This is a genomic window from Pseudofrankia coriaricola (assembly GCF_001854805.1).
Lineage (GTDB): Bacteria > Actinomycetota > Actinomycetes > Frankiales > Frankiaceae > Pseudofrankia.
The window spans coordinates 1-25223 of the sequence record NZ_MBLO01000250.1 but is presented as its reverse complement, the minus strand read 5'-3'; the positions used below and the strand labels follow the sequence as shown (position 1 = coordinate 25223).

At 73.0% G+C, this 25223-nt stretch carries 21 protein-coding genes; 10 read left to right on the top strand and 11 right to left on the bottom strand.

The features are described from left to right. From BCD48_RS54410 to BCD48_RS35845, 4 genes are all read left to right on the top strand, one after another. A partial coding sequence (locus BCD48_RS54410) for an ACT domain-containing protein (protein WP_241842262.1) occupies window positions 1-917 on the top strand: 917 nt, incomplete at its 5' end. 493 nt (window positions 918-1410) lie between these two features. Then, entirely contained in the window at window positions 1411-2157 is a 747-nt protein-coding gene (locus BCD48_RS35855) for a dienelactone hydrolase family protein (protein ID WP_157910602.1), read from the top strand. A 147-nt stretch (window positions 2158-2304) separates the two neighbouring features. Continuing rightward, complete coding sequence (locus BCD48_RS35850; protein WP_071052854.1) at window positions 2305-3447, top strand: CaiB/BaiF CoA transferase family protein; 1143 nt, start codon at window positions 2305-2307, stop codon at window positions 3445-3447. Window positions 3448-3449: 2 nt separating this feature from the next. Further along, window positions 3450-4664, top strand: a complete 1215-nt coding sequence (locus tag BCD48_RS35845; protein WP_071052853.1) for a CaiB/BaiF CoA transferase family protein — start codon at window positions 3450-3452, stop codon at window positions 4662-4664. A gap of 865 nt (window positions 4665-5529) precedes the next feature. Here the strand turns inward: BCD48_RS35845 and BCD48_RS35840 are convergent. Beyond that, complete coding sequence (locus BCD48_RS35840) at window positions 5530-6993, bottom strand: helix-turn-helix transcriptional regulator (RefSeq protein ID WP_071052858.1); 1464 nt, start codon at window positions 6991-6993, stop codon at window positions 5530-5532. Between the two features lie 696 nt (window positions 6994-7689). Between BCD48_RS35840 and BCD48_RS35835 the strand changes: the two genes are divergently transcribed. Further along, a complete protein-coding gene (locus tag BCD48_RS35835) occupies window positions 7690-9486 on the top strand; it encodes a DEAD/DEAH box helicase (protein WP_071052857.1) in 1797 nt (598 codons plus the stop codon). Between the two features lie 78 nt (window positions 9487-9564). Here BCD48_RS35835 and BCD48_RS35830 read toward each other — a convergent pair whose 3' ends face one another. The 7 genes from BCD48_RS35830 to crtI form a co-directional block, all read right to left on the bottom strand. Beyond that, entirely contained in the window at window positions 9565-10488 is a 924-nt protein-coding gene (locus BCD48_RS35830; protein WP_071052852.1) for a peptidylprolyl isomerase, read from the bottom strand. 293 nt (window positions 10489-10781) lie between these two features. Then, window positions 10782-12044, bottom strand: a complete 1263-nt coding sequence (gene serS, locus BCD48_RS35825; RefSeq protein WP_071052851.1) for a serine--tRNA ligase — start codon at window positions 12042-12044, stop codon at window positions 10782-10784. 180 nt (window positions 12045-12224) lie between these two features. Then, complete coding sequence (locus BCD48_RS35820) at window positions 12225-13193, bottom strand: phytoene/squalene synthase family protein (protein ID WP_071052850.1); 969 nt, start codon at window positions 13191-13193, stop codon at window positions 12225-12227. Between the two features lie 339 nt (window positions 13194-13532). Continuing rightward, a complete protein-coding gene (locus BCD48_RS35815) occupies window positions 13533-14492 on the bottom strand; it encodes a VWA domain-containing protein (protein WP_071052849.1) in 960 nt (319 codons plus the stop codon). After that, entirely contained in the window at window positions 14489-15640 is a 1152-nt protein-coding gene (locus BCD48_RS35810; RefSeq protein WP_083419715.1) for a DUF58 domain-containing protein, read from the bottom strand. Before BCD48_RS35810 ends, BCD48_RS35815 begins: the two co-directional genes overlap by 4 nt. A 224-nt stretch (window positions 15641-15864) precedes the next feature. Continuing rightward, complete coding sequence (locus BCD48_RS35805; protein ID WP_071052848.1) at window positions 15865-16968, bottom strand: AAA family ATPase; 1104 nt, start codon at window positions 16966-16968, stop codon at window positions 15865-15867. A 72-nt stretch (window positions 16969-17040) separates the two neighbouring features. After that, window positions 17041-18627 (bottom strand): phytoene desaturase family protein, encoded by a 1587-nt coding sequence (crtI, locus tag BCD48_RS35800; RefSeq protein WP_071052847.1) that lies wholly within the window; start codon window positions 18625-18627, stop codon window positions 17041-17043. Between the two features lie 453 nt (window positions 18628-19080). On the opposite strand from crtI, the gene BCD48_RS35795 reads away from it, so the two are divergent. Both BCD48_RS35795 and metF read left to right on the top strand, forming a co-directional pair. Next, window positions 19081-19782: a DUF4097 family beta strand repeat-containing protein gene (locus tag BCD48_RS35795; protein ID WP_071052846.1), complete on the top strand. Its 702-nt coding sequence runs from the start codon at window positions 19081-19083 to the stop codon at window positions 19780-19782. 271 nt (window positions 19783-20053) lie between these two features. Next, entirely contained in the window at window positions 20054-21001 is a 948-nt protein-coding gene (metF, locus tag BCD48_RS35790; protein ID WP_491677195.1) for a methylenetetrahydrofolate reductase [NAD(P)H], read from the top strand. 468 nt (window positions 21002-21469) lie between these two features. Here the strand turns inward: metF and BCD48_RS35785 are convergent, their stop codons facing one another. After that, window positions 21470-21718, bottom strand: coding sequence for a hypothetical protein (locus tag BCD48_RS35785; RefSeq protein WP_071052844.1), 249 nt, complete (start codon window positions 21716-21718; stop codon window positions 21470-21472). Window positions 21719-21744: 26 nt separating this feature from the next. Here BCD48_RS35785 and BCD48_RS35780 point away from each other — a divergent pair, with 26 nt between their 5' ends. Continuing rightward, window positions 21745-22428 (top strand): CDP-alcohol phosphatidyltransferase family protein, encoded by a 684-nt coding sequence (locus BCD48_RS35780; RefSeq protein ID WP_071052843.1) that lies wholly within the window; start codon window positions 21745-21747, stop codon window positions 22426-22428. 172 nt (window positions 22429-22600) lie between these two features. Here the strand turns inward: BCD48_RS35780 and BCD48_RS35775 are convergent, their stop codons facing one another. Together BCD48_RS35775 and BCD48_RS35770 are read right to left on the bottom strand one after the other, a co-directional pair. Continuing rightward, on the bottom strand, window positions 22601-23020 hold the full coding sequence (locus tag BCD48_RS35775) for a globin family protein (protein ID WP_071052842.1): 420 nt from the start codon (window positions 23018-23020) through the stop codon (window positions 22601-22603). A 213-nt stretch (window positions 23021-23233) separates the two neighbouring features. Continuing rightward, entirely contained in the window at window positions 23234-24145 is a 912-nt protein-coding gene (locus BCD48_RS35770) for a helix-turn-helix transcriptional regulator (protein ID WP_071052841.1), read from the bottom strand. A gap of 149 nt (window positions 24146-24294) precedes the next feature. On the opposite strand from BCD48_RS35770, the gene BCD48_RS35765 reads away from it, so the two are divergent. Both BCD48_RS35765 and BCD48_RS35760 read left to right on the top strand, forming a co-directional pair. Continuing rightward, on the top strand, window positions 24295-24543 hold the full coding sequence (locus BCD48_RS35765) for an NmrA family NAD(P)-binding protein (RefSeq protein WP_157910601.1): 249 nt from the start codon (window positions 24295-24297) through the stop codon (window positions 24541-24543). Window positions 24544-24571: 28 nt separating this feature from the next. Then, entirely contained in the window at window positions 24572-25105 is a 534-nt protein-coding gene (locus BCD48_RS35760; RefSeq protein WP_071052839.1) for a cupin domain-containing protein, read from the top strand. Window positions 25106-25223 lie beyond the last annotated feature (118 nt).

Genomic DNA, 25223 nt, shown 5'->3' with positions numbered 1-25223 from the left:
CTGCCACGGTGGGCGCTGGTGGCGTCGGCCAGTCGGCCGGAGCCGCGTCCGCGGCGGGCGGCCCGACCCCGGCCGCCGAGCTCTCCGCCGATCCGCCGAGGGAGTGGCCCGTCCCGGCCGGCGCGGGCGCGGCGGGTCACGCCCAGATGACCCCCTGGGCGGCAGGCGCGCCGGACGCGCCAGCAGCGGTGACCTGCGCGGCCGCCGCTCCCGCGTCCGCCGTCGAGTCGACGCCCGCCGCCGAGTCGACGGTCGTCACCGAGTCGGCGGCCGTAGCCGGCGCCGCCACCGCTGCTCCTGGCGCTACAGGCGTCGCCGTCGACGTGCGGCCGGCGACGGCCGACGCGGGCACCGCCTCCTCCACTCGCGCGCGAGGGAGCCGCAGTGGGCGACCGGCCGGCGTGCCGGTCGTGGGCAGACGGCCGACGCCTGCCTGGGCGGGCATGGCGTCACTGGAAGGGCAGACGGACGACGCCCCGGTGCGGATCGCGCGATGTTGTCTCCCGCTGCCGGGGGACAAGCTCATCGGCTTCGTCACGAGCCAGAACGTGAACCACAGCGCGGTGACGCTGCATCGCGCCGAATGCCCGAACACCCGGCCGTCCGGCCCGTCTGGGCCGGTCAGGGAGCCGGTAGAGGTGCTGTCCTGGCGATGCCCGGAGGCGCACACCTTCCCCGCGGAGATCGGTGTCGAGGCCTTCGACCGGTACGGCCTGCTCGCCGACATCACGGAGGTTCTCTCCGACACGGCGACTGGCCTGCGCGCCGCGTCGACGTCGACGTCCGAGGACCGTGTCGCGCATGCCCGCTTCACCGTCGAGGTGACCGGCCCGGACCAGCTCGACGCCGTGCTGGCCGCCGTCCGCACCGTGGGCGGCGTCTACGACTGCTTCCGCGCCTGCCAGACCCCCGGCTGAGTTTCTGGTTCGCTCCGTGCGGGCGGTGTTGCTGGTTCGCTCCGTGCGGGCACGGCCCTCCGGCCCCTTACTCGCTTCGCTCCCAAGGGACCTCCGGGCCGTGTCCTCCTCCGCGAACGTGCGCTACGGCGACCTCCGCTGCGGCCCAACCACTTCGCTTCGCTCGTGGCCGGGCCTCCGCGGAGGTGCGCCTTCGCGCCAGCTCAGGTGCGTCACGCTTTGACGTCACCAGTCCGAAGGCGCCTCCGCGGGGAGACTTCGCTTCGCTCGTAGGGGGTCTCCGCGGAGGTGCGCCTCCGCGCCCAGCACGGTTGCGACCCGCTTGACCGGCACCAAACCGGGAGCCTGATCCCTGAGCCGGCGACTTCGCTTCGCTCGTCCGCGGCAGGCGGACGACGGTCATCGCTGGCGGTCCTGCTCGGCCGGACCTAGTATTCACGTCGCGACACTGCCACGAAAACTGGTGGACCGAGCCTGAGGTGGGCCGATCGAGGTGGAGTCCGACTTAGCGTCAGCCGAGCGCTTCCTGCCTGGCCCGGCGTCGCCCGTAGTGACGCCGGAAGGCCCGGGGCCGTTTCCCGGCGTCGTCCTCGGGGCGGAGGCCTACGGCGTCAACCCGTTCATCCTGGACGTCCAGCGACGGCTCGCCGACCTGGGCTACGCGTCGACGGTGCCCGACTACTACCGCGGCCAGGGCCCGGCCAAGACCGAGGCCTACGACGACTTCACCGAGGTCCGCGAGCACGTCGACCGGCTCGACTTCACCCGCGGCGCACGCGACCTGGCCGCCGCCGTCGACGCCCTGCGCGCCCATCCCGCCGTGGACGCGCGCAGGGTCGCCGTCTGGGGCTACTGCACCGGCGGAACGCTGGCCTGGCTCGCCGCCTGCGGCCGTGGAGACGTCGCCGCCGCGGTGCTCTACTACCCGAGCCAGCCCCGCTTCCACGAGCTCGGGCCACGCACGCCCGTGCACCCGCTGGACCTGCTCTGGCAGCTCACCTGCCCGGCGCTGTTCCTCTACGGCGAGGCCGACTCGGTCGCGCCACCGGAGCTGCTCGACGAGCTGAGGACCCGCATCGAGAGCTGGGGCGTCGACGCCGAGGTCCGCCGCTACGCCGGCGCCGGTCACGCGTTCAGCTCCCCATGGGGCCCAATGCGGGACGAGGCGGCGGACCTCGCGGCCTGGGCGGACGCGACCGCGTTCCTAGACCAGCACCTGCGGCCCGTTCAGAGCCCCTGACCGCCCATTTCGGACGAACCATTCCTGACCGACCATCGGATCACCGGCCGGGCGCCGCCGGCGCGCCACCCCCGGGCCCTCGGAGCCCTCGGGAGCGCCGGCCCAGATCCGGGTGGACGGCTGAGACGGAAGGCCTAGGCGCGGCCCATGCAGGCTCTTGACGGTGTTCGTGTGCTGGATCTGACCGGCGGGATCGCCGGGCCGCTCGGCGTGCTGCAGCTCGCCGAGCACGGAGCTGACGTGATCAAGGTCGAGCCGCCGGGCGGCCGGCCCGGACGGGCCGAGCCCGCGTCCGTGGTCTACGACCGCAGCAGGCGCTCGGTGACGCTCGACCTGAAGAGCGCCGACGGCACGAGGCTGTTCCGAGAGCTGCTCGCCACCGCGGACGTGCTGGTGGAGGCGTTCGCGGCCGGGACGATGGCCGGCCTCGGGCTCGGCTACGCCGACCTGCGCGACGAGTTCCCCCGGCTCGTCTACTGCGCGGTGCCGGCCTGGCCGGCTGGAAGCCGCTTCGCGGACCGGCCCGGCTACGACGCGCTGGTGTCGGCACGGGCTGGGCTGCACTGGGAGGTCCCGAGCCACCGCCCCGGGCCGGTGTTCCAGCACAGCCCGGTGGCGAGCCTCGCCGCCGCGTATCTCGTCCCCGTAGCGATCATGGCCGCGCTCGTCGCCCGGCAGCGCACCGGCCGGGGCCAGCGGGTCGAGGTGTCGTTGCTCGCGGGGGCGATGTCGCTGACCACCCAGAACTGGAACTGGACCGACACCGGCCAGCATGGCCTGCCGAACTCGTTCCCCTCCATCCACCAGGCCGGCATCTACGAGTGCGCGAACGGCGAGTGGATCCATGCGGCGATGGTGACCGGCGGGAAGCCGACCCGCACCGAGGGCGAGATCCTCGGCATCGAGGACGTCGAACCGGCCGTCGTCTACGCGATGTCGCCGGCCGAGCGGGCCGCGCGCGAGACGAAGAAGGCGGCGGCCTTCGCCTGCCGTGACCGCGCCGAGCTGATCGGCGAGTTCCACGCCGCCGGGCGCAACGCCGAGCCGATCGGGCCGCCGCACGAGCGGTTCAGCCATCCGCAGCTGCTGGCCACCGGATCGGTGGTCGAGGTCGTCGACCCCGAGGTTGGTCCCACCACCCAGGTCGGCCCCGTCGTCTTCCTCGAGGCGACCCCGGGCGCGGTGGCCGGGCCGCGCCCGACGGCCGGGGCGCACACCGACGAGGTGCTCGGCGCGCTCGGCCACGACGCCGCCGAGCTCGCCGACCTGCGCGCGAAGGGAGTGATCTGACCGTGCCCGGGCCACTCGAAGGCATTCGCGTCATCGACTTCGGCCAGTTTCTGGCTGGCCCGTTCGGGCCGATGCTGCTGGCCGACCTCGGCGCCGAGGTCATCAAGGTCGAGTCGATCCACGGCGACGGCATGCGCCACCGCAACGTCGGCCCGTTCCTGGGCTGCCAGCGCGGCAAGCGCGACATCGTTCTCGACCTGAAGAAGCCCGAGGGCCTGGCCATCGCGCTGCGGCTGGTCGCGACCGCCGACGTCGTCCACCACAACATGCAGAAGGGCATCGCCGACCGGCTCGGCATCGGCCACGAGCACTGCAAGGCGGTGCGACCCGACATCCTGTACTGCAACACGTACATGTACGGGCCGGTGGGGCCGTACTCCCACCTGGGCGGGCTCGACCCGCTCGGCCAGGCGGCCAGCGGCATCGAATGGGAGCAGGGCCCGGTCCCCGAGGGCAACCCGCCGCTCTGGTACCGCTACGGGCACGGCGACATCGCCGCCGCCATCCCGTCGGTCTTCGGCGTCCTGGTCGCGCTCTTCCACCGCGGCGGCACCGGGGTGAGCCAGTCGGTGTGGACGTCGATCCTGCACGGCAGCATGCTGCACACCGCCGACTCCTGGCTCGCCGCCGACGGCACCCCGTCGCCGCGCGGCACGCTCGATCGCGAGCAGCTCGGCCTCGGCGCGCTTTACCGGCTGTACGAGACCCGGGACGGCTGGCTGCAGCTGGCCGCGGTGCGCCCCGAGCACTGGCCGGCGCTGTGCGCGGTGCTGGGCCGCGCCGAGCTCGCCTCCGACCCGCGGTTCGCCACGCCGGACGCCCGAGAGGAGCGCCGCGCCGAGCTCACCGCCCTGCTCGCCGAGGCGTTCCGCGCCGACCGCGCGCTGGCCTGGGTGCGCGCCCTCGACGCGGCCGGGGTGCCGGCCGAGATCTCGGCGGACACCCGCGACGGCGAGACCCTGCTGTTCGACGAGGACCTGGTGCGCCTCGGCCTGGTCACCGAGCACACCCACCCGCTGCTCGGCCGGGTCCGCCAGTTCGGCAACCTCATGACCTTCAGCGATACCCCGACCCGCCCGGACCGGCCGGCGCCGCTCTACGGCCAGCACACCCGGGAGATCCTCACCGAGCTCGGCTACGACGAGGCGGCCATCGACGACCTCCACGCCCGGGGCGCGGTGGCCTCATGCCCCGACAATTACCCCTATCCCGTGTGAACGCTCATTTTCCGGGCTCAGTATTTCGGGCCGGACTCCGTTCCCATTCGAGGTTCCGTGGGTCCACGCCGATGTCGAAATACCCTGCCGCCGGACAAGCGAGAATACGGTAACCGGCTCCGGCCGACCGGCTATTCCACAAGCGGAGCCGTATTTCTGGTCCGCTCCGGCCCCGCGCTCGGCCCGGGGTTGGGCGGGAAGGTTGTTGCTGGTTCGCTCTGGGACAAGCGTGGGGTCGGGGCTAAAGGTTGTTTCTGGTTCGCTCCGTCCGGACGGCGCGCTCCGGTCCCTTGCTCGCCTGGCGGCTCGCAAGGGACCTCCGCGCGCCGTCCTCCTGCGCTCACGGGCGCTACGGCGACCTCGCTGCGGCCCGACCCACTTCGCTTCGCTCGTAGGCAGGCCTCCGCGAGGCGCGCCTCCGCGCCCAGCACGGTCACCCGCCGCTGGAACGTGCAGCACCCTGGCCGGGCCTCGTGTCGGGGGCATTTCGCTGCGCTCGTGGGGTGGGCTTTACGCCCAAGCGGTGGTTCCCGCGAAGGATCTAGCCCCGTGTCGGGGCCGGTTTTGGATTGGTGACGTTGCAGCGGGACGCCACCGGGCCGGCGCGGAGGCCCGTCCACGAGCGAAGCGAGGTGGCGGCTATGCGAGAGCTGCCGGCTTCGGGTTGGTGACGTTACGGCGGCACGCAACCGAGCTGGCGCGGAGGCGTACCTCGCGGAGGCCCGGCCCACGAGCGAAGCGAAGTGGGTCGGGCCTCCGCGAGGTCGCCGTAGCGCACGTGAGCGGAGGAGGACACGGCGCGGAGGTCCCTTGGGAGCGAAGCGAGTAAGGGGCCGTAGCGCCGTGCCCGCACGGAGCGAACCAGCTATACAGCGAGGGCGCGGAGTTGTTCGTCGAGGTCGCGGACGGCGACGGTGGACTGCCACGGGGCGAGGCGTTGGCGGACCCGCTGGACGCGGCCGAGGCCGAGGGAGAAGTCCGTCTGCGCGACGATGGCCAGCGCGTCGGCGGCGAACCGGCAGGAGCTGTCGATGTCGCGCCGCTGGAGGTGCACCTCGGCGATGTCGGCGAGCAGGAGGGAACGCTTCTTGGTGGCGGCGGGGCCGGCCGCGCGCAGCGCATCGCTGGCCGCCGCGTAGGCGGCGGTCGGGCGGCGTAGCCGCATCATCGTGGTCACCCGCAGGCCGTCGAGGCGGCCTCGGTCGAAGAATCCGGTCCAGACCCGGTCCGGCGTGTCGGCCTTCGCGAACGCCTCCTGTGCCCGGTCGACCGCGGCGGCCGCCGCGCGGCCGTCGCCGCGCGCCGCCTGCTCCTCGGCCTCCCTGGCGGCGAGCCATGACCGGGTCAGGGGGTTCGCGCCGCGCCCGATCCGGCGCTGTGCCTCGGCGAGCAGCGCGCAGGCCTGGTCGTGGCGGCCGGCCGCGCCCGGCTGGTAGCTCTCGTAGCCGAGCACGCAGGCCCACAACGCCGGATCGTCGGCCTCCCTGGCGGCCTCGATGGCCACCCGGTAGTAGGCGAGCGCCGAGGCGCTGTCGTTCATGTCGAACGCCAGCCAGCCGGCCAGCGCCGCCGTCTCGCCCGCGGTGCTGGCGAGCTCGCGCCGGATCGGGGAGCGGGTCGTCGACTCGAGCAGCTGGGTGAGGGTGGACAGGTGGCCGGTGACGCGGCCCAGCAGTGTGCGGGCGGGCACCCGCTCCTCCAGGCCGAAAAGCCCGGCGGTGTGCTGGCTGAGCTGGTGGGCGAGCTCGGGGGTGACGGGGCTGCGCTGGCTGAGGGCCGCCGAGAGCCGGTCCCAGGGGGCCTCGTCGGCGGCGCCCGCAGTGGCCACCGCGGCGCCGATCGGGACGACGGCGACACCGCCGGCCGCCATCATCCGCAGGAATCCGCGCCGCTCGACCGGAATGCCGTGCACATCCTCGTCGGCGCGCAGGACAATCGGCGACGTCGGGTCGACATGGTTTCTGGAGCTGTTCGTGGCCATGGTGCTCACTACGTGCGGGTCCACGACATCCGCTATACCCAGAATTCCCGCCGTCATGCCCGGCGCGGACACACCCGTCGACGGGTCGTCGTCGATGAACCCGAGTTCCGCTGATGAACGGTGGAAAAGTGCGCGCAGCAGCCGCTGGTAACGCAGGCTTGGTTTCTTGTCGCCCTTCTCCCACTTGCAGATCATGTTGCCGGTGACGCCGGCCTCTCGGCCCTCGTGTAGAACCGCGAAACGGCGCAGCTCGACCGCGAGTCGCTCCTGGGACCAGCCTTTCTCCTCCCGGCAGGTGCGCAGCCGCCCATTGGGCGTGCGCGCGGGCGCCGGCCTCGCCGCATCCATCTCGGAATCGGGTGGGCCGACGGCTGGGCGGGGCTGGCCGGGCTGGCGGTGAGCGCCCGGGCCGGCGGTGTTCTGGCCGCGGTTGCCCTGACCGGTGTGGGCGCCCCGGGCAAGTGTGACGCGACCGCGGTCGGAGGCCAGCATGCGACGCGGTTCTGTCGCAATGGGACGGGCCTCGGTCCCGACTTGTGCCGGCATCGCGCAACCTCCAGGTCAGGCAATGGACACGATCAGCGTAACCGGTTGGAAAGGCAGGTCCACCGCTGCCCGCTCCGGAATTGTTCACGGAACGTGCAGGCCCGAGTTTCGGCAAACGGAATGTAGCTACCCGTTCGGCGCTCCGTATTCAGTCCGTGGCCTCGGCGTGGCGCACCGTGACTGCATGTGCATCTTGTCGTGCAGATGGTCGTCACCAACGCTCGTGCCGCCTACCGTGCTGGAAATCCTCGCCGGCCCGATGTGGTGCAGATCACTCTGCTTCGCTGTCGGTAACAACCCCAGGCATCGGGCGCGGGCGTCCTGGGCTGGCATGGTCATCGCGCCGTCACCCGTTCCGTGCCGCGCCGCGCGCCGCCGCCTGGCCACCGGGAGGCGGGCGTCGGCGCGGCGCTGGCCCCGGGGGCGACCAGTTGTCGGTGGTGCCCCATAGAGTCAGAGCCCGTGAACGTCCGCCACCAATCCGAGCCAACCCGGCAGATACAGCGGCAGACCGCCGAGACCGTTCCTGGCCCGCGAACCGTGGGGCGCCCGCTGCGGCAGTGGCAGCGGGTGGCGCTGGAGCGTTACCGCACGACCTCGGCCGCCGGTGGCCGCGACTTCCTCGCGGTCGCGACGCCGGGCGCCGGCAAGACGACGTTCGCCCTGACGGCCGCCGCCGAGCTGCTCGCCGCCGGTGTGGTGACGGCGGTGTCGGTCGTCGCGCCGACCGAGCACCTCAAGCGGCAGTGGGCGGACGCCGCCGCGGGTGTCGGCATCTCGCTCGACCCGAACTTCCGCAACTCCGCGGGCGCGACCTCGCGCGACTACACCGGCGTCGTGCTCACCTACGCCCAGGTGGCCGCGCATCCGGCGCTGCACCTGGCCCGCACCAAGGCCAGGCGGACGCTGGTGATCCTCGACGAGATCCACCACGGCGGCGACGCCCTGTCGTGGGGCGACGCCATCCGGGAGGCGTTCAGCCCGGCCACGCGCCGCCTGGCGCTCACGGGGACCCCCTTTCGCTCCGACGTGAACCCGATCCCGTTCGTGACCTACGTGCCGGGGCAGGACGGGGTGACGCGCAGCGTCGCGGACTCGTCCTACGGCTACGCCGAGGCGCTGCGCGACGGCGTCGTCCGTCCGGTGATCTTCCTCGCGTACTCGGGCGAGATGAGCTGGCGCACCAGCGCCGGCGCCGAGCTCACCGCCCGGCTCGGCGAGCCGCTGAACAACGAGCAGACGGCCGCCGCGTGGCGCACGGCGCTCGACCCGAAGGGCAACTGGATCCCCGCGGTGCTCGCGGCGGCCGACATGCGGCTGACCCAGGTCCGCCGCGGCGGCATGCCGGACGCGGGCGGCCTGGTGATCGCGACCGACCACGCGAACGCCCGCGCCTACGCGGGGCTGCTGCGCCGGATCAGCGGCACCGAGCCCACGGTCGTGCTGTCCGACGACCCGACCGCCTCCGACCGGATCGAGGCGTTCCGCCGCTCGACGGACCGCTGGATGGTCGCGGTACGGATGGTCAGCGAGGGCGTCGACGTGCCGCGGCTGGCGGTCGGCGTCTACGCGACGTCCGTGGCGACGCCGCTGTTCTTCGCGCAGGCCGTCGGCCGGTTCGTGCGCGGCCGCGGGCGGGCGGAGACCGCGTCGGTGTTCCTGCCCAGCGTGCCCGTGCTGCTCGACCTCGCCGGCCAGATGGAGGTCCAGCGCGACCACGCGCTGGACAAACCGCTGCGCGAGCCGGAGGGGTTCGACGACGACGCGCTGCGCGAGGCCAACCGGCGCCGCGACACCACCGACAAGCCGGACTCACCGTTCACCGCGCTGGACTCCTCCGCCGAGCTGGACCGGGTCATCTTCGACGGCGGCGAGTTCGGCGCGCCGGCCGCGGCGGGCTCGGCCGAGGAGGAGGACTTCCTGGGCCTGCCCGGCCTGCTGGAGCCCGAGCAGGTCGCCACGCTGCTGCGCCAGCGCCAGGCCTCGCAGGTCGCCGCCGAGCGCGCCCGCAAGTCCAAGGCGGCCAAGGACACCGCGGCGGGCGTCGCGCCGCCGGCCCAGGCCGGCCCGCCCGCGGTCGAGGAGGAGGGCGACCGCCCGGTCCACGAGGTGATCGGCGAGCTGCGTAAGGAGCTCAACCGGCTGGTCGCGGCCAACAACCACCGCTCCGGCCGCCCCCACGGCATGATCCACGCAGAGCTCCGCCGCGCCTGCGGTGGCCCGCCCAGCGGCCAGGCCACCGCGGCCCAGCTGCGCGCCAGGATCGACACCGTCCGGAAGTGGAACGCCTCCTAGCGCCGTGAAACGCCACCGGGGCTGACCTCCGCGAGGTCAGCCCCGGCTGGGCTGTCGGGCTTGCCCTTGCCGTACCCGTCAGGACGTCGGGCTGGCGGTGGCGGTCGGAGCCGGCGACGCGGCCGGGCTCGTGGCGGGCGCCGGCGACGCGGACCCGGTGGCCGCGGGCTGCTCCTGGTCGACGGTGATGGAGGTGATCTGGGGCTTGGTGACGGGAGCGCCGTCCGAGCCGCCCTCCTCGACACCCGGGCTGGTGATCTTGTCGAGGATGTCCAGGCCCTGGGTGATCTGGCCGAAGACGGTGTAGCCGCCGGCGAGCGCCTGGGCGCCCTCCTCGCTCGGATCGGCGTAGTTGATGAAGAACTGGCTGCCGTTGGTGTCCGCGCCGGCGTTGGCCATGGCGAGCACGCCGCGGTTGTAGTTGACGCCCGCGGTGTTCTCGTTCTTGTAGGTGAACCCGGGGCTGCCCGAGCCGGTGCCGGTCGGGTCGCCGCACTGCAGGACGTAGATGCCGGCCTCGGGCCCGAAGGTCTCGCGGTGGCAGGGGGTGTCGTCGAAGTACTTCTGCTGCGCCAGCGCGTACATCGCGTGGACCGTGCACGGCGCCTTGGCCGGGTCGAGGGTCGCGACCATCGTGCCCAGGTTCGTGTTGATGGTCATCGTCGCGGGCTTGGTGCTCACGGCCGGCGCCGCGGCGGGCATCGAGACGTCCTTCGCCGGCGCCTGGCCGGAGGCGTCCTTGGTGTAGACGCAGTCACCGACCTTGGTGGTGGCCGCGTTCGCGCTCGCGCTCGGGCTCGCGGTGGCCGTGGCGGTGCCGCCGTCACCGGTGGTGGCCAGCACGACGGCCGTGATCGTGCCGCCCAGCACGACCACCAGCGCGGCCGCGACGATGGTGATGATCCGCTGCCGCCGACGGCGGGCGGCCTGCCGGCGCTCCGCCGCTCGCTGCGCTCTGGCCATCTCCAGCTCGCGCCGTCGTCGCGTCTTCGAGTTGCTCACCTACCGGGCCTCCCTGCCCTCCGCACGCCCTGCCCCTACCGTCCGCGTCCAACAGTGATCCCGAGGATCATGGCCGCCGAGCGTGCGAAAGAAGATCATTTTCGCACGCTCTTTGGCCTTTCGGCCGCCGACCGCCCAAGCCTGTTGAGTCCGGCTAAGTGTTGCCTTGGTATCGCCTTAGCGGAACCTTGGAGGCACGGAGTGTCCGACGGTACCCGTCGGCGAAGTTACCGGATCCGCGGCAGGGCCCCTGCCGCGGATGGTGCGGCCCCAGCGGGGCGCCCCCAGGGGCGTCACAACGTTTCGCGGCCGCCCAGGTAGGGACGGAGTACCTCGGGCACCCGCAGGGCGCCGTCGGCCGTCTGGAAGTTCTCCAGCACGGCGGCGAGCAGCCGGGGGGTGGCGACCGCGGTGTTGTTCAGGGTGTAGGCGAAGTGGACCTCGCCGCCCGCGGTCCGGTAGCGCACGTTCGCCCGCCGCGCCTGCCAGTCCTTCAGCGACGAACAGCTGTGCGTCTCCCGGAACAGCCCGAGCGACGGGAACCAGGTGTTGATGTCGTTCATCCGATACTTGCCGACGCCCATGTCGCCGGTGGCGCACTCGACGACCTCATACGCCAGCCCCAGGGCCTGCAGGATCGACTCGGCGGTGCCGAGCAGCTCCGCGTGCCAGCGGTCCGACTCGTCCTGGTCGTCGGCGCAGATGACGAACTGCTCGACCTTCTCGAACTGGTGGACGCGCAGCAGCCCGCGCACGTCCCGGCTCGCGCTGCCGATCTCCCGGCGGAAGCACGGCGAGATGCCCGCGTACCGGATCGGCAGCCGGGAGGCGTCGAGGATCTCGCCGGCGTGCAGGCCGACCAGCGACACCTCGGCGGTACCGGCGAGGAAGGCGTCGTCGGCCGGGATCTCGTAGATCTCGGCGCGGCCCTTCGGCAGCATGCCGGTGCCGACCAGCGGGGCTTCCTTGACCAACGAGGGCACTGACATCAGCCGGAAGCCGCTGCCGTGCAGCAGGTCGAGGGCGTACGAGTGCAGCGCCCGCTCCAACAGCACCGCGTCGCCGCACAGCACGTAGGCGCGCTCACCAGCGACCCGCCGCGCCCGGGCGAACTCGGCCCAGCCGCGCTTCTCGGCGAGGTCGACGTGGTCGAGCGGGGTGAAGTCGAACTCAGGCGGGGTGCCCCAGGTGCGCACGACCGTGTTCGCGGACTCGTCCGCGCCGACCGGCGCACCCTCCCACGGGATGGTCGGCGTCGCCAGCATCAGCTCGTTCAGCCGGGCGCTGGTCGCGGACAGCTGCTCGCGCAGCTCCTGCAGCTGCTTGTCGAAGGTGGTGCTCTCGGCGCGCAGCTCGGCCTTGCGGACCTCGTCGGCCTTGGCGAACTCCTTGGAGAAGGACTTGCGGCGGGCCTGCGCCGTGTCGACCTCGAACTGCAGCTTGCGGTTGTCCTGGTCGAGCTGGAGCAGCTCGTCGACGTCAAGGTCGAGCCCCTTGACGCGCACCGCCTGCTTCACGACGTCCGGGTTCTCCCGGATGAAGCGCTTGTCGAGCATCGAGTCCCGTCGTTCCTGAATGAGATTGGGGCCGGCGCTTTCCCCGGCGGCGTTCGATCGACAGCCGCGCGGCCGAGCCGGTACCTAGATGACGCGTCTAGGTACCAGCCACGCTATCAGTGGAACATCGACGCCATCCGCGCCTGTGGGTGATCGAGCGGATCGTTTCCGTGGGGAGTTCTAGCGCTGCCGCGGCACGAGGCGGCGGCTCTGGCTGCGTAGCAGGGCGCCGCCGGCGACGGAGAGCCGGCGCGGCGTGCTCACGGCGACCCGGCGGGACAGCACCTGGTAGTCGGCCTTCTCGATCTCGTCGAGGATGCCGCCGTAGAGGCGGGCCGCCGTCCAGACGCAGTCGCGCGAGGTCGGGTGCAGCAGCCGGATGCCGGGAGTGGCGCCGCGCAGCAGCTCACGCGCCCGGCCGATCTCGTGGCACAGCAGCCGGCGCACGGCGCCGTCGACCACCCCGGTCGCGAGCTTCTCCCGGGTGACGCCGAACAGGTCCATCGACTCGCGCGGCAGGTAGACCCGGCCGCGGCGCAGGTCCTCGCCGACGTCGCGCAGAAAGTTGATCAGCTGGAAGGCGGTGCCGAGGTCGCCGGCGTACGGGGCCGCGGCGGGGGAGGAGGGCCCCAGGACCGGCAGCATCTGCAGGCCGATGACGGTGCCCGAGCCGTAGACATAGGTCATCAGGTCGTCGAACGTGTCGTAGCCGGTGACGGTGAGGTCCATCGCCATCGACGCGAGGAACGAGTCGAAGTAGCCGACGGGCAGGTCCCAGCGGCGGATCGTGTGGATGACGGCCGGCAGCACCGACACGTCGTCCCGGTCGGGATGCCGTGCGCGATCGGCGGGCCCGGCGTCCGCGCCGCGGCGCAGGGTGTCGACCAGACGGCCGCCCCAGTCGGCGAGCCAGGCGGCCCGCTCGGCGGCCGGCAGCTGGGAGTCCAGGCTGTCGACGATGTCGTCGGCGTACCGTGCGAACCCGTAGAGGGCGTGCACATACGGCCGCTTCCATGCCGGGAGCAGAAGGGTCGCCAGATAGTAGGTGCGGCCGTGTTCGACGTTGAGCTTGCGCGCGGCGGCGTAGGAGCGGCGCAGTATCGGCTCCGCGGCGATCGCGGCCAACTCGGCGTCCTGGGCGACGCTCACGGCTTGCCCCACCGATCTGCCAGATTCCTCGACAACCTTGGTTCCGTGAGTCCGACGCGGGACTGGCTACAGGGCAGATCGCCGGGGACCCCCGCCCCCGACGCTACGGCCTGCCCCACCAATTCGCCAATGTCCGACCAGGCGTGATTCCGTGAGTCTGGCGTGGAGATGGATCGGGAGACGAATCGCGGACCTTCCAGATCGCCGAACTCCCAGATCGCTAACCTCCCAGATCGGCTCCGCCGATCCGCAGGGACCCTGTCGCCGATCCGGCAGGGACCCCGGGGACCCCTGCCCCGGGCAAGGCGCTCGCCTGAACCGCTGGCCCTGCTCGCGGGTTCAGGGGAGCCGGCGGCCGAAGGCGAGGCCGAGGGCGCCGGCGGCCAGCCCGAGCGCGAGGCTGGCGCCGACGAAGGCAGGGGTGATCTCGCGGAACTCCTTGCGGTAGCCGATCGAGCTGCCCAGGCCCTTGTACACCGAGGTGAGCTCGTCGCCCGAGGTGGCCCGGTGGTGCGAGCCGCCGGTCTGCTCGGCGATCTGGCGCAGCGCGGGCTCGTTCACCGGCACCGGGATCAGCTGCCCGCCGACGTCGAGCGTGCCGCCGGCGGTGCCGTAGGCGATCGTGTCGACGGTGACGTGCGCGTCCTTGGCCGCCTGGCCGGCCTGGGTGTTGGGCCGGCCCCTGGTCGTCTCCCCGTCGGAGAGCAGCACGATCGCCGCCGGCGGCGGGGACTGGCCGGTGTCGGACAGGCGCTCACCCGCGGCGCTGATCGCCTGCAGCGACGCGTAGATGCCCTCGCCGATCGCGGTCGCCGGGCCGAGCTGCAGGCCGTTGATCGCCGAGCGGATCGCCTCCCGGTCGGTGCTCGGCGGCACCAGCACCGCGGCGCTGCCGGAGAACGACACGAGCCCCAAGTTGATCCTGGGCGGCAGCTGGTCGACGAACGCCTGGGCGCCCTGCTTGGCCGCCGCCAGTCGGTTCGGGGCGATGTCGGTGGCCGCCATCGAGTTCGACACGTCGATCGCGAGCATGATCGTGGCCCGTTCCCGTGGCACCCGCTGCGTCTTGGCCGGGCGGGCGAGCGCGAAGACCATCCCGGTGAGCGCGAGCAGCATGAGCGCGGCCGGGATGTGCCGGCGCCACCACCGCGGCCGCATCGGCAGCACCGAGGCGAGCGTGGAGGCGGACGCGAGCCGGGCCGCGTAGCCGCGGCGGCGGACCGAGACGACGATGTGCCAGGCGAGCAGCGCCGCGACGGCGAACAGCAGCCACAGCCATTGGGCGGACAGGAAGCTCATGTCGTCGTATCGCCTGTTCGGATCGGGCGGACCGTGGCCGCCGGGCGGTGCTGGCCGGCCGCCTGCCTGGCGGCGCGTGCCCTGGCGGCGCCCCCGCCCCCGCCAGCTCCGCGCAGCGCGGCCTGCCCTCGACGGCTCGCCGCCGCGTACCGGGCGATCTCGATCAGCCAGTCCGTGTCGGTGCGCAGGCGCAGGTGCGCCGCGCCGGCGCCGCGCAGCGCCGCGGCCACCTCGTCGCGGTGGCGGGTCGCGGCCGCCTCGTAGCGCTCGCGGAAGCGGCGCGAGTGGGTGGGCAGGTCGAACAGGTCGCCCGTCTCTGGGTCGACGACGGCGAGCGGCCCCACGTTGGGCAGCGCCAGCTCCAGCGGGTCGACGATCTCGACGGCGAGCATGTCGTGCCGGCCGGCGAGCGCCCGCAGCGGGCGTGCCCAGCTCAGGTCGACGGACAGGAAGTCGGACACCACGACCACCAGCCCGCGCCGACGTACCGGCCGGCGCAGCGCCTCGAGCGCCGCCGCGAGGTCGGTGCCCATCCGGCGGCTCCCCGGCGCCGCGGGACGTCGCGCGTGAGGCGCCTGCTGGTGTGCGGGGGCCGCCGGCTGGCCGGCGAACCGGGACGCCTGGGCGGCGTCGGGCGCGCGGCGCCCGAACGTGCCCCGTCCCGGCGGCACGGCGGCGGAGGGCTCGATGGCCAGCAGGGTGCGCAGCAGCGCGCGCAGGCCGGCGCGGCCGGGTCTTGCCGGGATCACCCGGGTGCCGGTGTCGGTGAGCGCGACCGCGCCCATCCGGTTGCCGGTCCGCGCGGTCAGGAAGCCGACGGCGGCGGTGGCGGCGATCGCGAGCTCGCGCTTCTCGCAGCGGGCGCTGCCGAAGCCCTGGCTCGCGGTCAGGTCGACCAGTGCCCAGGTCTCCAGCTCGCGGTCGGCGATCAGGTCGTGCACATGCGGGACGGTCGTGCGGGCGGTGACCGCCCAGTCCATCCTGCGGACGTCGTCGCCGAACTGGTACTCGCGGCTCTCGGACTTCTCGCTGCCCTGCCCGGGCAGGATTCCGAGGTAGTCGCCGAGCAGCAGCCCGTCGAGCCGGCGCAGCACGGTCAGCTCCAGGTGGCGAAGCGTCCGCTCCACCACCGGATCGGTGGCCCGCATGTGTGGCCGCCCGTCAGGCCCGGCCGCCCCGCCGGTGCCGTCGGGGCTAGTGGTCCCGGCCGGCGCGCGCGTGGCCGTCCCGGCTGCCGTGCCGGTGCCCGGCGCGGTCCCGGCCCACGGCCGGCCGATGCCCGGCACGGGCGGCGAGCCGTCCCACGGCGACGAGCCGCCGGAGACCCCGGCGGTGAACCGGGCACGCCAGCCCATGCCCGGCCGGGGGTCGGTCATGCCGGCCGGTCCTCGTCCTGGTACTCGGGAAAGCCGGAGCTGACGTTCGGGGACCAGCGGCCGCTGGCGCCGACCGGGACACGCGCCCCTGCCTGCTGACGGGGGGCGATCTGCGGAGCCGGTATGCCGGCGACGATGCGGGCGGCGATCTCGTCGGAGCTCAGGCCGTCGGCGAGCGCGTCGTAGGAGAGCACGAGCCGGTGCGGCAGGACGTCGAGCGTGACCGCGCGCACGTCGTCCGGCACGGTGTAGTCCCGACCGCGCAGCAGCGCGAGCGCCCGCGCGGCCGCGATCAGGCCGAGCGAGGCGCGCGGCGACGCGCCGTAGGTGAGCAGGCCCGCGAGGTCGGGCAGGCCGTGCGCCTCCGGCGCGCGGCTCGCCAGCACCAGCCGGACGGCATAGTCCATGATCGCGTGGTGGACGAAAACGTCGTCGGCCCGCTCCTGTAGACGCACCAGCGTCTTCGGGTCGAGCACCCGGTCGGCCTTCGGGGGGCGCACTCCCATCCGCCGGACGATCTCCAGCTCCTCGCCCGCCGTGGGGTACGGGACGTTGACCTTCATCAGGAAGCGGTCGCGCTGCGCCTCGGGCAGCGGGTAGACGCCCTCGGACTCGATCGGGTTCTGGGTGGCCAGCACCAGGAACGGGACCGGCAGCCGGTGGGTGACGCCGCCGAGCGAGACCTGCTTCTCCGACATGACCTCCAGCAGCGCCGACTGCACCTTCGCTGGCGCCCGGTTGATCTCGTCGGCCAGGACGAAGTTCGCGAAGATCGGGCCAAGCTCGATGTCGAACGTCTCACGGCTGGCCCGGTAGACCCGTGTACCGACGATGTCGGACGGGACCAGGTCATTGGTGAACTGGATGCGCACGAAGCTGCCGCCCACGACGTCGGCCAGCGTCTGCACGGCCAGCGTCTTCGCCACGCCCGGCACGCCCTCCAGCAGGCAGTGCCCGCGCGCCAGCAGCGCGACCAGCATCCGTTCGACCATGCGGTCCTGGCCGACGATGACCTTCTTCACCTCGAACAGCGCGCGTTCCAGCAGCGCCGCGTCGCTGGTCGTGTCCGGTGCGGTCAGCGCCTCCTCCCGATCTTCCATGGGCTCATTCTCCCAGCCGTGCCGGGAAACCGGCAGGGAAAGCCGAGGCTCGGCCGGGCTCGTCCCGTTTGTTTACGGTTTCTTAAGGCGGTTACGGTTTCTTAAGGCGGTTAGGGGCGCGCGTGTACTGACCGGGAGTAGCCGGGCGCCGCGGCTCCCGATGACACGTTCCGCCGCCAGCCGCCCGGAGATCAACACCATCGGCACGCCGACGCCCGGGCGGGTGCCGCTGCCGGCGAACACGACGTTCTCCAGGCCGGGAGCCAGGTTTCCGGGCCGGAACGGGCCGGTCTGCCGGAAGGTGTGCGCCGCCGCGAACGGCGCGCCGGCGGTCATCCCGCGCGCCTGCCAGTCCGCCGGCGTGGTGATCGACTCTACCGCCACCGAAGCGCCAAAACCCCGGTATCCCCGGCTCTCCAGGGCCGCAACCACCTCTTCGCGGTAACGCGGGCCAATCACCGACCAGTCCAGCCCCGCACCCGTCACCGTGTTCGGCGTCGGGAACAGCACGTGGAACGCGTGCCCGCCCGCCGGCGCGAGCGCGGGCTGGGTCACCGACGGGACGCTCACCAGGAACGACGGGTCGGTCATCAGGTCGCCCCGCCCGATGATCTCGGCGAACGTCCGGCGCCAGGCCTGGCCGAAGTGGATCGTGTGCTGGGCGGCGGTGTCCGGGCGGCCGGCGTCGGGGTGGGCGGCGGCGCTCGCGCCCGCGAGCAGCAGGAAGCACGACGGCGAGTAGCGCAGCCGGGTCAGCCGCGCCGGCGCCACGGCCGGCGGCAGCAGCTCCCGGTAGGCGGTCGGTAGGTCGGGGTTGAGTACCACCACGTCGGCGGCGACCCGCTCGCCGTCGGCGGTACGCACCGCCACCGCCCGCCCGGCCCGGACCTCCACCTCGGTGACCGCGGTGCCGTAGCGCAGCGTCACGCCGTGCTTAGCCGCGGCGGCCGCCATCGCCGTCGGCACCGCGTGCATCCCGCCCTCGGCGTGGAACACGCCCGCCACCGAGTCCATATAGGAGATCACCGCATAGACCCCGAGCGCCTGGCTCGGCGCGAGGCCGGCGTACATCGCCTGGAACGAGAACAGCCGGCGGGTCCGCGGGTCGCGCAGGTGGGCGCCGACCAGCCGGTCGAGGCGGCGGAAGGCCCCGAGCGCGGCCAGGCGCGCGAGCGACGGGCGCAGCAGCGCCAGCGGCGAGTCGAGCTGGGCGTCGATGAAGCCGTGCATCTCGGCCCGGTAGATCGCGCTCACCAGCTCGACGAAACGCCGGTAGCCGGCGGCCTCCGCCGGGCCGCACAGCGCCTCGATGCCGGCGGCCGTCGCCTCAGGGTCGGCCCGGACGTCAAGCGTCGACCCGTCGGCGAAGCGCGCCCGGTACATCGGGTCGAGGGGGCGCAGCGTCAGCCAGTCGGCGAGGTCCTCGCCGACGGCGGCGAACGCGTCGGCGACCAGGTCCGGCATCGTCAGCACGGTCGGGCCGGTGTCGAACTGGTAGCCGCCGGCGCGCCACACCCCGGCCCGACCGCCGGGGACGTCCGCCCGCTCCAGCACGGTCACCCGCCGGCCGGCTCCTGCCAGCCGCAGCGCGGCGGACAGCCCGCCCAGACCCGCGCCGACCACCACCACGTGGTCCGTCGGCCCGGTCACCGTCCGCACGCCGCCTCCTGTGACATTGGTTCGCTCCGTGCGGGCACGGCACTACGGCCCCTTACTCGCTTCGCTCCCAAGGGACCTCCGCGCCGTGTCCTCCTCCGCGAACGAGCGCTGCGGCGACCTCCGCTGCGGCCCAACCACGTTCGCTTCGCTCCGTGGCCGGGCCTCCGCGGAGGCGCGCCTCCGCGCCGCTCGGTCACCTACCGATTGAACGTCATCAATCGATGACCAGCCCCGTCCGGTGCGAGGTCCCCGCCGGGGCCGTATCGCTTTGCTCGTGGCCGGGCCTCCGCGGAGGGCATACATTCGCTCCCGGCTTGCTCGCCTGTCGCTGTAACGTCGGCAATCTGAGTCTCAACTCGCGCGGGGCCGCCTCGCTTCGCTCGTGGCCGGGGCTCCGTGGAGGCGCGCCTCCACGCATCCGTCCCCTATCCATACCTGTATGGAGCTTCCGTCGTGTCCGGTCCCGTCGGCAACGCGCTCGTGGTGGTGCTCGCGGCTGTGTTCCTCGCGCTCGCGGTCGGCGGGCTGCGGCTGCTGCGCCGCCCGCCGATGTCCGCCGTGCGCACGGTCGAGGGGGTGCGCGCCGTCGAGGTCCGTCTCGCCGTCGGCCGGGTGGAGATCGGCGAGGAGGACCGTGCCGACGCGCGGGTCGATCTGACGGTACGTCGCCGGGTGGGCCGGGCCCTGCCCCGGCTGACGGTGGCCGACGGGACGCTGCGCCTGGACGGCGAGGCGAGCGAGGCTCGGCTGCGGCTGCGGCTGCCGCGCGCGACGCCGGCGCGTGTCGAGCTGCGCTCCGGTGAGATCAGCATGTGGGGCTCGGCGGGGGACCTGGTGCTCGTCACCGAGACGGCGACCATCGCCGCACGCGAGCTGTCCGGAGCGGCGGTGACCGCGCGCAGCGTGGCCGGGGACATCAGCCTGCACTTCACCGGCCAGCCGCGGCGACTCGCGATCACCGGCGGCCCTGGCGCGATCACCGTCGTGCTGCCGGACGGCCGATACGCGGTCGAGGTCGAGTCCGCGGACCCGGCGAGCCCGGCGCGCGTCGACGTCGACTCCGACCCGGACGCGCCGAGCACCGTCCTGGTACGCAGCCACGGGGGCCCGGTCCGCGTCGGCACCCCCGCCGCCGGCGGCACCCGCCAGATCTGAGTTGCAGGCAGCGCGCTCCGGCGCCGTCTTGGATTGGTGACGTTCAAGCGGTTCGTGACCGAGCTGGGCGCGGAGGCGCGCCTCCGCGGAGGCCCGGTCACGAGCGACGGGGTCCCTGCGGAATCGGCGAAGCCGATTTCGGAGGTCGTGACGTGGTTGGGCCGCAGCGGAGGTCGCCGTAGCGCCCGTGAGCGGAGGAGGACGGCGCGAACCATCAACACAGCGGAGGGGTGGTTCTGGAAGTGGCACGCGCCGCCGCTACGCTCACTACATGACAGCGGTGGGGAGCGCTCCCGTGACCTTGCCTCCGAGGACACAACCTCCCGCTCCCGCGGCGGAGCGCCCTAGGACGGTGCGGGACTTCCTCGACGCCGGTGAGATCTCGTACTCGTTCGAGTTCTTCCCGCCGAAGACCGCGGACGGCGAGCGCGCGCTGTGGCGGGCGCTGCGCGAGATCGAGGCGCTACACCCGTCGTTCGTCTCCGTGACCTACGGCGCAGGCGGGTCCACCCGCGACGGCACGATCCGGGTCACCGAGCAGATCGCCACCGACACGACGCTGACCCCGATCGGGCACCTGACGGCGGTGAACCACTCCGTCGCCGAGCTGCGCCAGGTGATCGGCAACTACGCCGGCGCCGGGGTGTGCAACGTGATGGCGCTGCGCGGCGACCCGCCGGGCAACCCGCAGGGCGAGTGGGTCGCCCACCCGGAGGGGCTGCGCTACTCGAGCGAGCTCGTCGAGCTGGTGAAGTCGCTCGGCGACTTCTGCGTCGGTGTCGCCGCGTTCCCGGACAAGCACCCGCGCTCGCCAGACCTGGAGAGCGACGCGGACTTCCTGGTCGGCAAGTTCAACGCCGGCGCCGACTACGCGATCACCCAGTTCTTCTTCGGCGCCGACAACTATTTCCGGCTCGTCGAACGGGTCCGCGCGCGGGGCTGCGAGGCGCCGATCATCCCAGGCATCATGCCGGTGACCAACGTCGCGCAGATCGAGCGGATGGCCCTGCTGTCAGGCGCAGACCTCCCCACCGACCTCGTCACGCGGCTGCGCGCCGCGGCCGACGACCCGGCGGCGGTGCGGGCGATCGGTATCGAGGTGGCCGTCGACCTGTCCGAGCGGCTGCTCGCGGGCGGCGCCCCCGGCCTGCACTTCATCACCCTGAACCGGTCCAGCGCGACCCGCGAGGTCTGCCAAACAGTGCGGGCGAGGCGCTGAACGCGCTCGCCTCGCTATCGGGCGCTGAGCGCCCTCCCGGCGTGGTTCCGGGGCTGGCGCATGTGGGGGTGGCCAGCCTCTTTCAGGGCAGGTGAGGTGGCTGGGTTGATGCAGCGCTAGTGGCGCCGTCACCGGCTGTGGTCGGGTTACCTCTATGCCTTAGGTGGGGCTGGGCGCGCTCGCCTCGGTGTCGAGGCGAGGCGCTGGGCGCGCTCGCCTCGTGTCGGGCGCTGGGCGCCCTTCTCGCGTGGTTCCGGGGCTGGCGCATGTGGGGGTGGCCAGCCTCTTTCCGGGCAGGCGAGGTGGCTGGGTTGATGCAGCGCTAGTGGCGCCGTTACTGGCTGTGGCCAGGTTGCGTCAATGTCTCGAGGGAGGCGCTGGGCGCGCTCGCCTCGTGTCGGGCGCTGGGCGCCCTTTTCGCGTGGTTCCGGGGCTGGCGCATGTGGCGGTGGCCAGCCTCTTTCTGGGCTAGTCCTGGTCCTCGTAGGCGTCGAAGACGCACAGGAGATATTCGTCGCGCAGTGGCTGCTCGCGGACGAGGGCGAACCCCGTCTCGTTCGCGGCGTCCACGACGGCCATCACCAGGTTCAGGTCGAGCGTGCCGAAGACGGGCGTGATCCTGACCGCGAGCACCACTTGGTCGCGGTTCGTGTTGAAGAACTCGGCCGGGTCAAGGTCGTCGGGGCTTTCGACGACGCCCGAAATCTGCTCGCTCACGCGGGGAACTCTACGGGGAGGCGACGATGGGCCGTGTGCGTACCCCCATGCCCGGACAAATCGACTACTTCACTGCGTGGGCGGTGACGCACGGTGGCTACGACCCGGCTACGGGGGGAGCGCTCGTCCGCGGCTGGCTGACCGTGACCTACCTGCTGGCCCGGCCGCTGGCCGCAGCCCGGACTCCACCGGCGGCCGTGACGGCCGCCGCGACGGCCGTGACGGCCCTTGCGCTGCCCGCCGTGGCGGCCAGCGGCCGCTGGCCGCTTCTGGCGGCGCTCGTCGTGGCCGTGAGCGGCCTGCTGGACAATCTCGACGGCGCGGTGGCGATCCTGCGCGCACGGGTGAGCGCCACCGGCTTCGTGCTGGACTCGGTGGCCGACCGGGTCGCCGACATGCTCTACCTGGTCGCGCTGTGGCTGCTCGGCGCGCCGGGCTGGCTCGCCGTCGCCGCCGGCACTGCCATGGGCCTGCTGGAGTACACCCGTGCCCGCGCCGGAAACGCCGGCTTCGGCGAGATCGGCGTCGTCACCGTGGGGGAGCGGCCCACTCGCGTGATCATCACCGCCATGGGGCTGCTCGCCGCCGGCGTCCTGCCGTCCCTGCGCGGCCCGGCGGCCGTCGCCGCGGCCGCTGCCACCCTTGCCGTCGCCGTCATCGGCCTCGGCCAGCTCACCGCCGTCCTCCGCCGCGTCCTGCGCGGCCGTTAGTGCTTCTGGGGACGGGGGCCTCCGGAGGTGCGGAGGAGGAGCATTGCGCACCTCCTTTGGCCCTCTAGGCCCGTCTTCCGCACATGGGTCCGTGACCTGCGGCGATGCATCGATTGATCAACATTGTCAGGCCGCTGACCTGCGGTGATGCGCTTATGTGCGGAGAACAGGTCTAGGCGGCGGCCGCCTCGTGGGCCGCGCTCTTCATCGTGTCGGCGAGCAGGATGTAGGCGTTCGTCCAGGCGTCCCGCACCGGTGGGGTGAAGGCATCCCCGAGGCCTTCGGCGAGGGTGGCCAGCAGAGCGGCGGCGACCGTGTCGTAGTGCGCGTCGGTGACGCCGTAGCCAGCGTGCCGCACGCCGAGGGATCGCACCGCTGGCACGATCGAGTCGAGCCGGGACAGGCCGTTCACGGCCACGGCCAGCATGTGCATGAGCTTGCCGCGCTGCTCCGTCAGGTCGGCCGGGAACATCGTGCGCAGGGCGGGGTCGAGCTCGAACAGCCGGGTGTAGAACAGGGCGGCGACCGCGTCGGACGCCGGCGCGACGGCGCCGAACGTCTCCTGGACCAGCCGGATCTCCTCAGGGCTCATGATCTCCTGCTTTGGGACGGGCGTTTGTCGGGTCACACGTCGTCGGGTGGCCCCTGCCGACGCCCAGTGCACTGCGATCCCGTTACGGCACGCACCGTCAGGAGTCTCAGGCCCGTGAATGTCCTCTCACAGTGGGCCACTCGCCGATGTGAGACCCGAGCGCTCGGCACCGGAAGCTGACCACACGGCGGCCACGCGACCGCCCCGAGATCGCTATGCCGGTATGTCGGCGGCTGGCCCGTCGCCGCCGGCCGGCCGGGCCGGTGGCGCGAGAACGGCCTGGGCGCGGCGGGTGTCCTCGGCGCCGGCCGGGACCTGCAGGACGAGGAGCAGGTCCGGATGCTCGACCGGCCGCAGCTGGAACAGGTCAAGGGTGATCCGGCCAGCCATCGGATGGTTGATCACGATGGTCGCCGGTCTGAAGCCGCGCACCGGGTAGCTCGCCCACCACTGCCGGAACTCGGGGCTGGCGTCGGTGAGCGCCGAGACCAGCTCGGTGAAGCGCGGATCGTCGGGCTGGCGGCCGGCGGCGGCGCGGAACTGGCCGAGCACCGCGCGCGCGGCTGGCTCCCAGCCCGCCATTCGCCGCCGGTTCTCGGGATCGGTGAACATCATCCACAGCAGGTTGCGCCGCGGCGGTGGCATCGAGCCCGGGTCATGCCGCAGGCGGACGTAGGCGTCGTTCCACGCGATGAAGTCGTAATGCCGGTCATAGAGGGAGGCGGCGTTCGGGGCGGCCGCGTCGACGAGGCGCCGCAGCCGGGGTGTCGCCGTCTCGGCGGGGGTCGTCACGGGTGGCATCGGCAGGTCGGCGAGAGCCCGCAGGTGGCGATGCTGGTCGGGATCCAGCCGCAGCGCGCGGCCGAGCGCGTCGACGACCTGGTCCGACGCCGGAATCGGCCGGCCCTGTTCCAGCCAGGTGTACCAGGTGAGGGACATGCTTGCCAGCTCGGCGACCTCCTCGCGGCGCAGGCCGGGGGTGCGGCGCCGGCCGTGGCCGGACGGCAGGCCGACATCGGCCGGCCGCAGCCGCGCGCGCTGGCTGCGCAGGAACACGGCGAGCTCGGCGCGTCGGGCCGCCGCCGGTGACTGCCCCTGATCGGCGGCTGGCCCATCGGTCGTCATCTATGACCACCCGTAGATGTCTGGCCCCTTTGCCGCTTTGCTCCGAGCCCGTTCAGCCGACGTCCTCTCCGCCTGATGCCATTTTGTCGCCATTGCCTGGTGGCAATCGCACCAGGCTGAGAACAGCCCGGAGACCTATCGTTCCGGACATGACGGATGGATCCCAGCCAATTCTGGTGATCGGCGCGACGGGCCAGCAAGGCGGCGCCGTGGCGCGCGCGCTGCTGGAGCGAGGCCGGACGGTGCACGCCCTGGTCCGCGACCCGGACCGGCCGGCGGCGCGCGAGCTGCGGGACGCCGGAGCGGTGGTGGTCACCGGTGACCTCGACGACCGCGCGGCGATGACCGACACGCCGGCGGTCTTCCTCGCGCTGACCATGATGACCGGCCCCCGGTGACCGACGCGAGCGGCGAAGGGGTGGTGGCATGACCGATGGGCTTGTCCTGCCGCCCGGTGCGGGCCGGCGCTTCCAGTCGGCGGGGATGACACTGAAGATCGGCGCCGAGGTCTCGGCGTGCTGGTCGGTGTTCGAGGCCGACGTGCCACCGGGCTTCGACGTCGGAGCGCACCGACACGGCGCCGCCGAGGAGATCTTCTACATCCTCGACGGCGAGCTCGACCTGCTCGCGTTCGAGCCGCTCGTGCGGACCGCCGGGGACTGGCAGCGCTGGGAGGGCGCCGACGGCCAGAAGATCGCCCGCGGCGGGCCCGGAAGCCTGATGCACGTCCCGCCGGGCTGCCCGCACGCCTTCGCGAACCCCGGCTCGGCACCGGCCCGGATGCTGTTCGTGGTCGCCCCGTCCGGGCACGAGCTCTACATGCGGGAGCTGGGCGAGCTGCTGACGGCCGGCGGCCCGCCCGACCCGGCCGAGATCGTCGCCCTGCGCGCCCGCCACGACATCGAGCAGCTCACCCCCCTCATCCCTGGCCTCCCCGTCCAGCCCGTCTCCGGCGGCTGACTTTTCCGGGAGTGTCTCCTAGTGCTGACTGGAAAACCTGACGCAACGTGGTCAGGCTCGCGCCCACCGGGGCACTTGGCCGCTGGTGGGCGTGGGGGCGGCGGTTCGGGTGTGGCTG

Bases quoted from the DNA above. Each gene is read 5' to 3' on its own strand.
- BCD48_RS35850 (WP_071052854.1), top strand. From the start codon at position 2,305: ATGCAGGCTCTTGACGGTGTTCGTGTGCTGGATCTGACCGGCGGGATC.
- BCD48_RS35840 (WP_071052858.1), bottom strand. From the start codon at position 6,993: ATGGATGCGGCGAGGCCGGCGCCCGCGCGCACGCCCAATGGGCGGCTG.
- serS (WP_071052851.1), bottom strand. From the start codon at position 12,044: ATGCTCGACAAGCGCTTCATCCGGGAGAACCCGGACGTCGTGAAGCAG.
- BCD48_RS35815 (WP_071052849.1), bottom strand. From the start codon at position 14,492: ATGAGCTTCCTGTCCGCCCAATGGCTGTGGCTGCTGTTCGCCGTCGCG.
- BCD48_RS35810 (WP_083419715.1), bottom strand. From the start codon at position 15,640: ATGCGGGCCACCGATCCGGTGGTGGAGCGGACGCTTCGCCACCTGGAG.
- BCD48_RS35805 (WP_071052848.1), bottom strand. From the start codon at position 16,968: ATGGAAGATCGGGAGGAGGCGCTGACCGCACCGGACACGACCAGCGAC.
- metF (WP_491677195.1), top strand. From the start codon at position 20,054: ATGACAGCGGTGGGGAGCGCTCCCGTGACCTTGCCTCCGAGGACACAA.
- BCD48_RS35780 (WP_071052843.1), top strand. From the start codon at position 21,745: ATGGGCCGTGTGCGTACCCCCATGCCCGGACAAATCGACTACTTCACT.
- BCD48_RS35775 (WP_071052842.1), bottom strand. From the start codon at position 23,020: ATGAGCCCTGAGGAGATCCGGCTGGTCCAGGAGACGTTCGGCGCCGTC.
- BCD48_RS35770 (WP_071052841.1), bottom strand. From the start codon at position 24,145: ATGACGACCGATGGGCCAGCCGCCGATCAGGGGCAGTCACCGGCGGCG.
- BCD48_RS35765 (WP_157910601.1), top strand. From the start codon at position 24,295: ATGACGGATGGATCCCAGCCAATTCTGGTGATCGGCGCGACGGGCCAG.
- BCD48_RS35760 (WP_071052839.1), top strand. From the start codon at position 24,572: ATGACCGATGGGCTTGTCCTGCCGCCCGGTGCGGGCCGGCGCTTCCAG.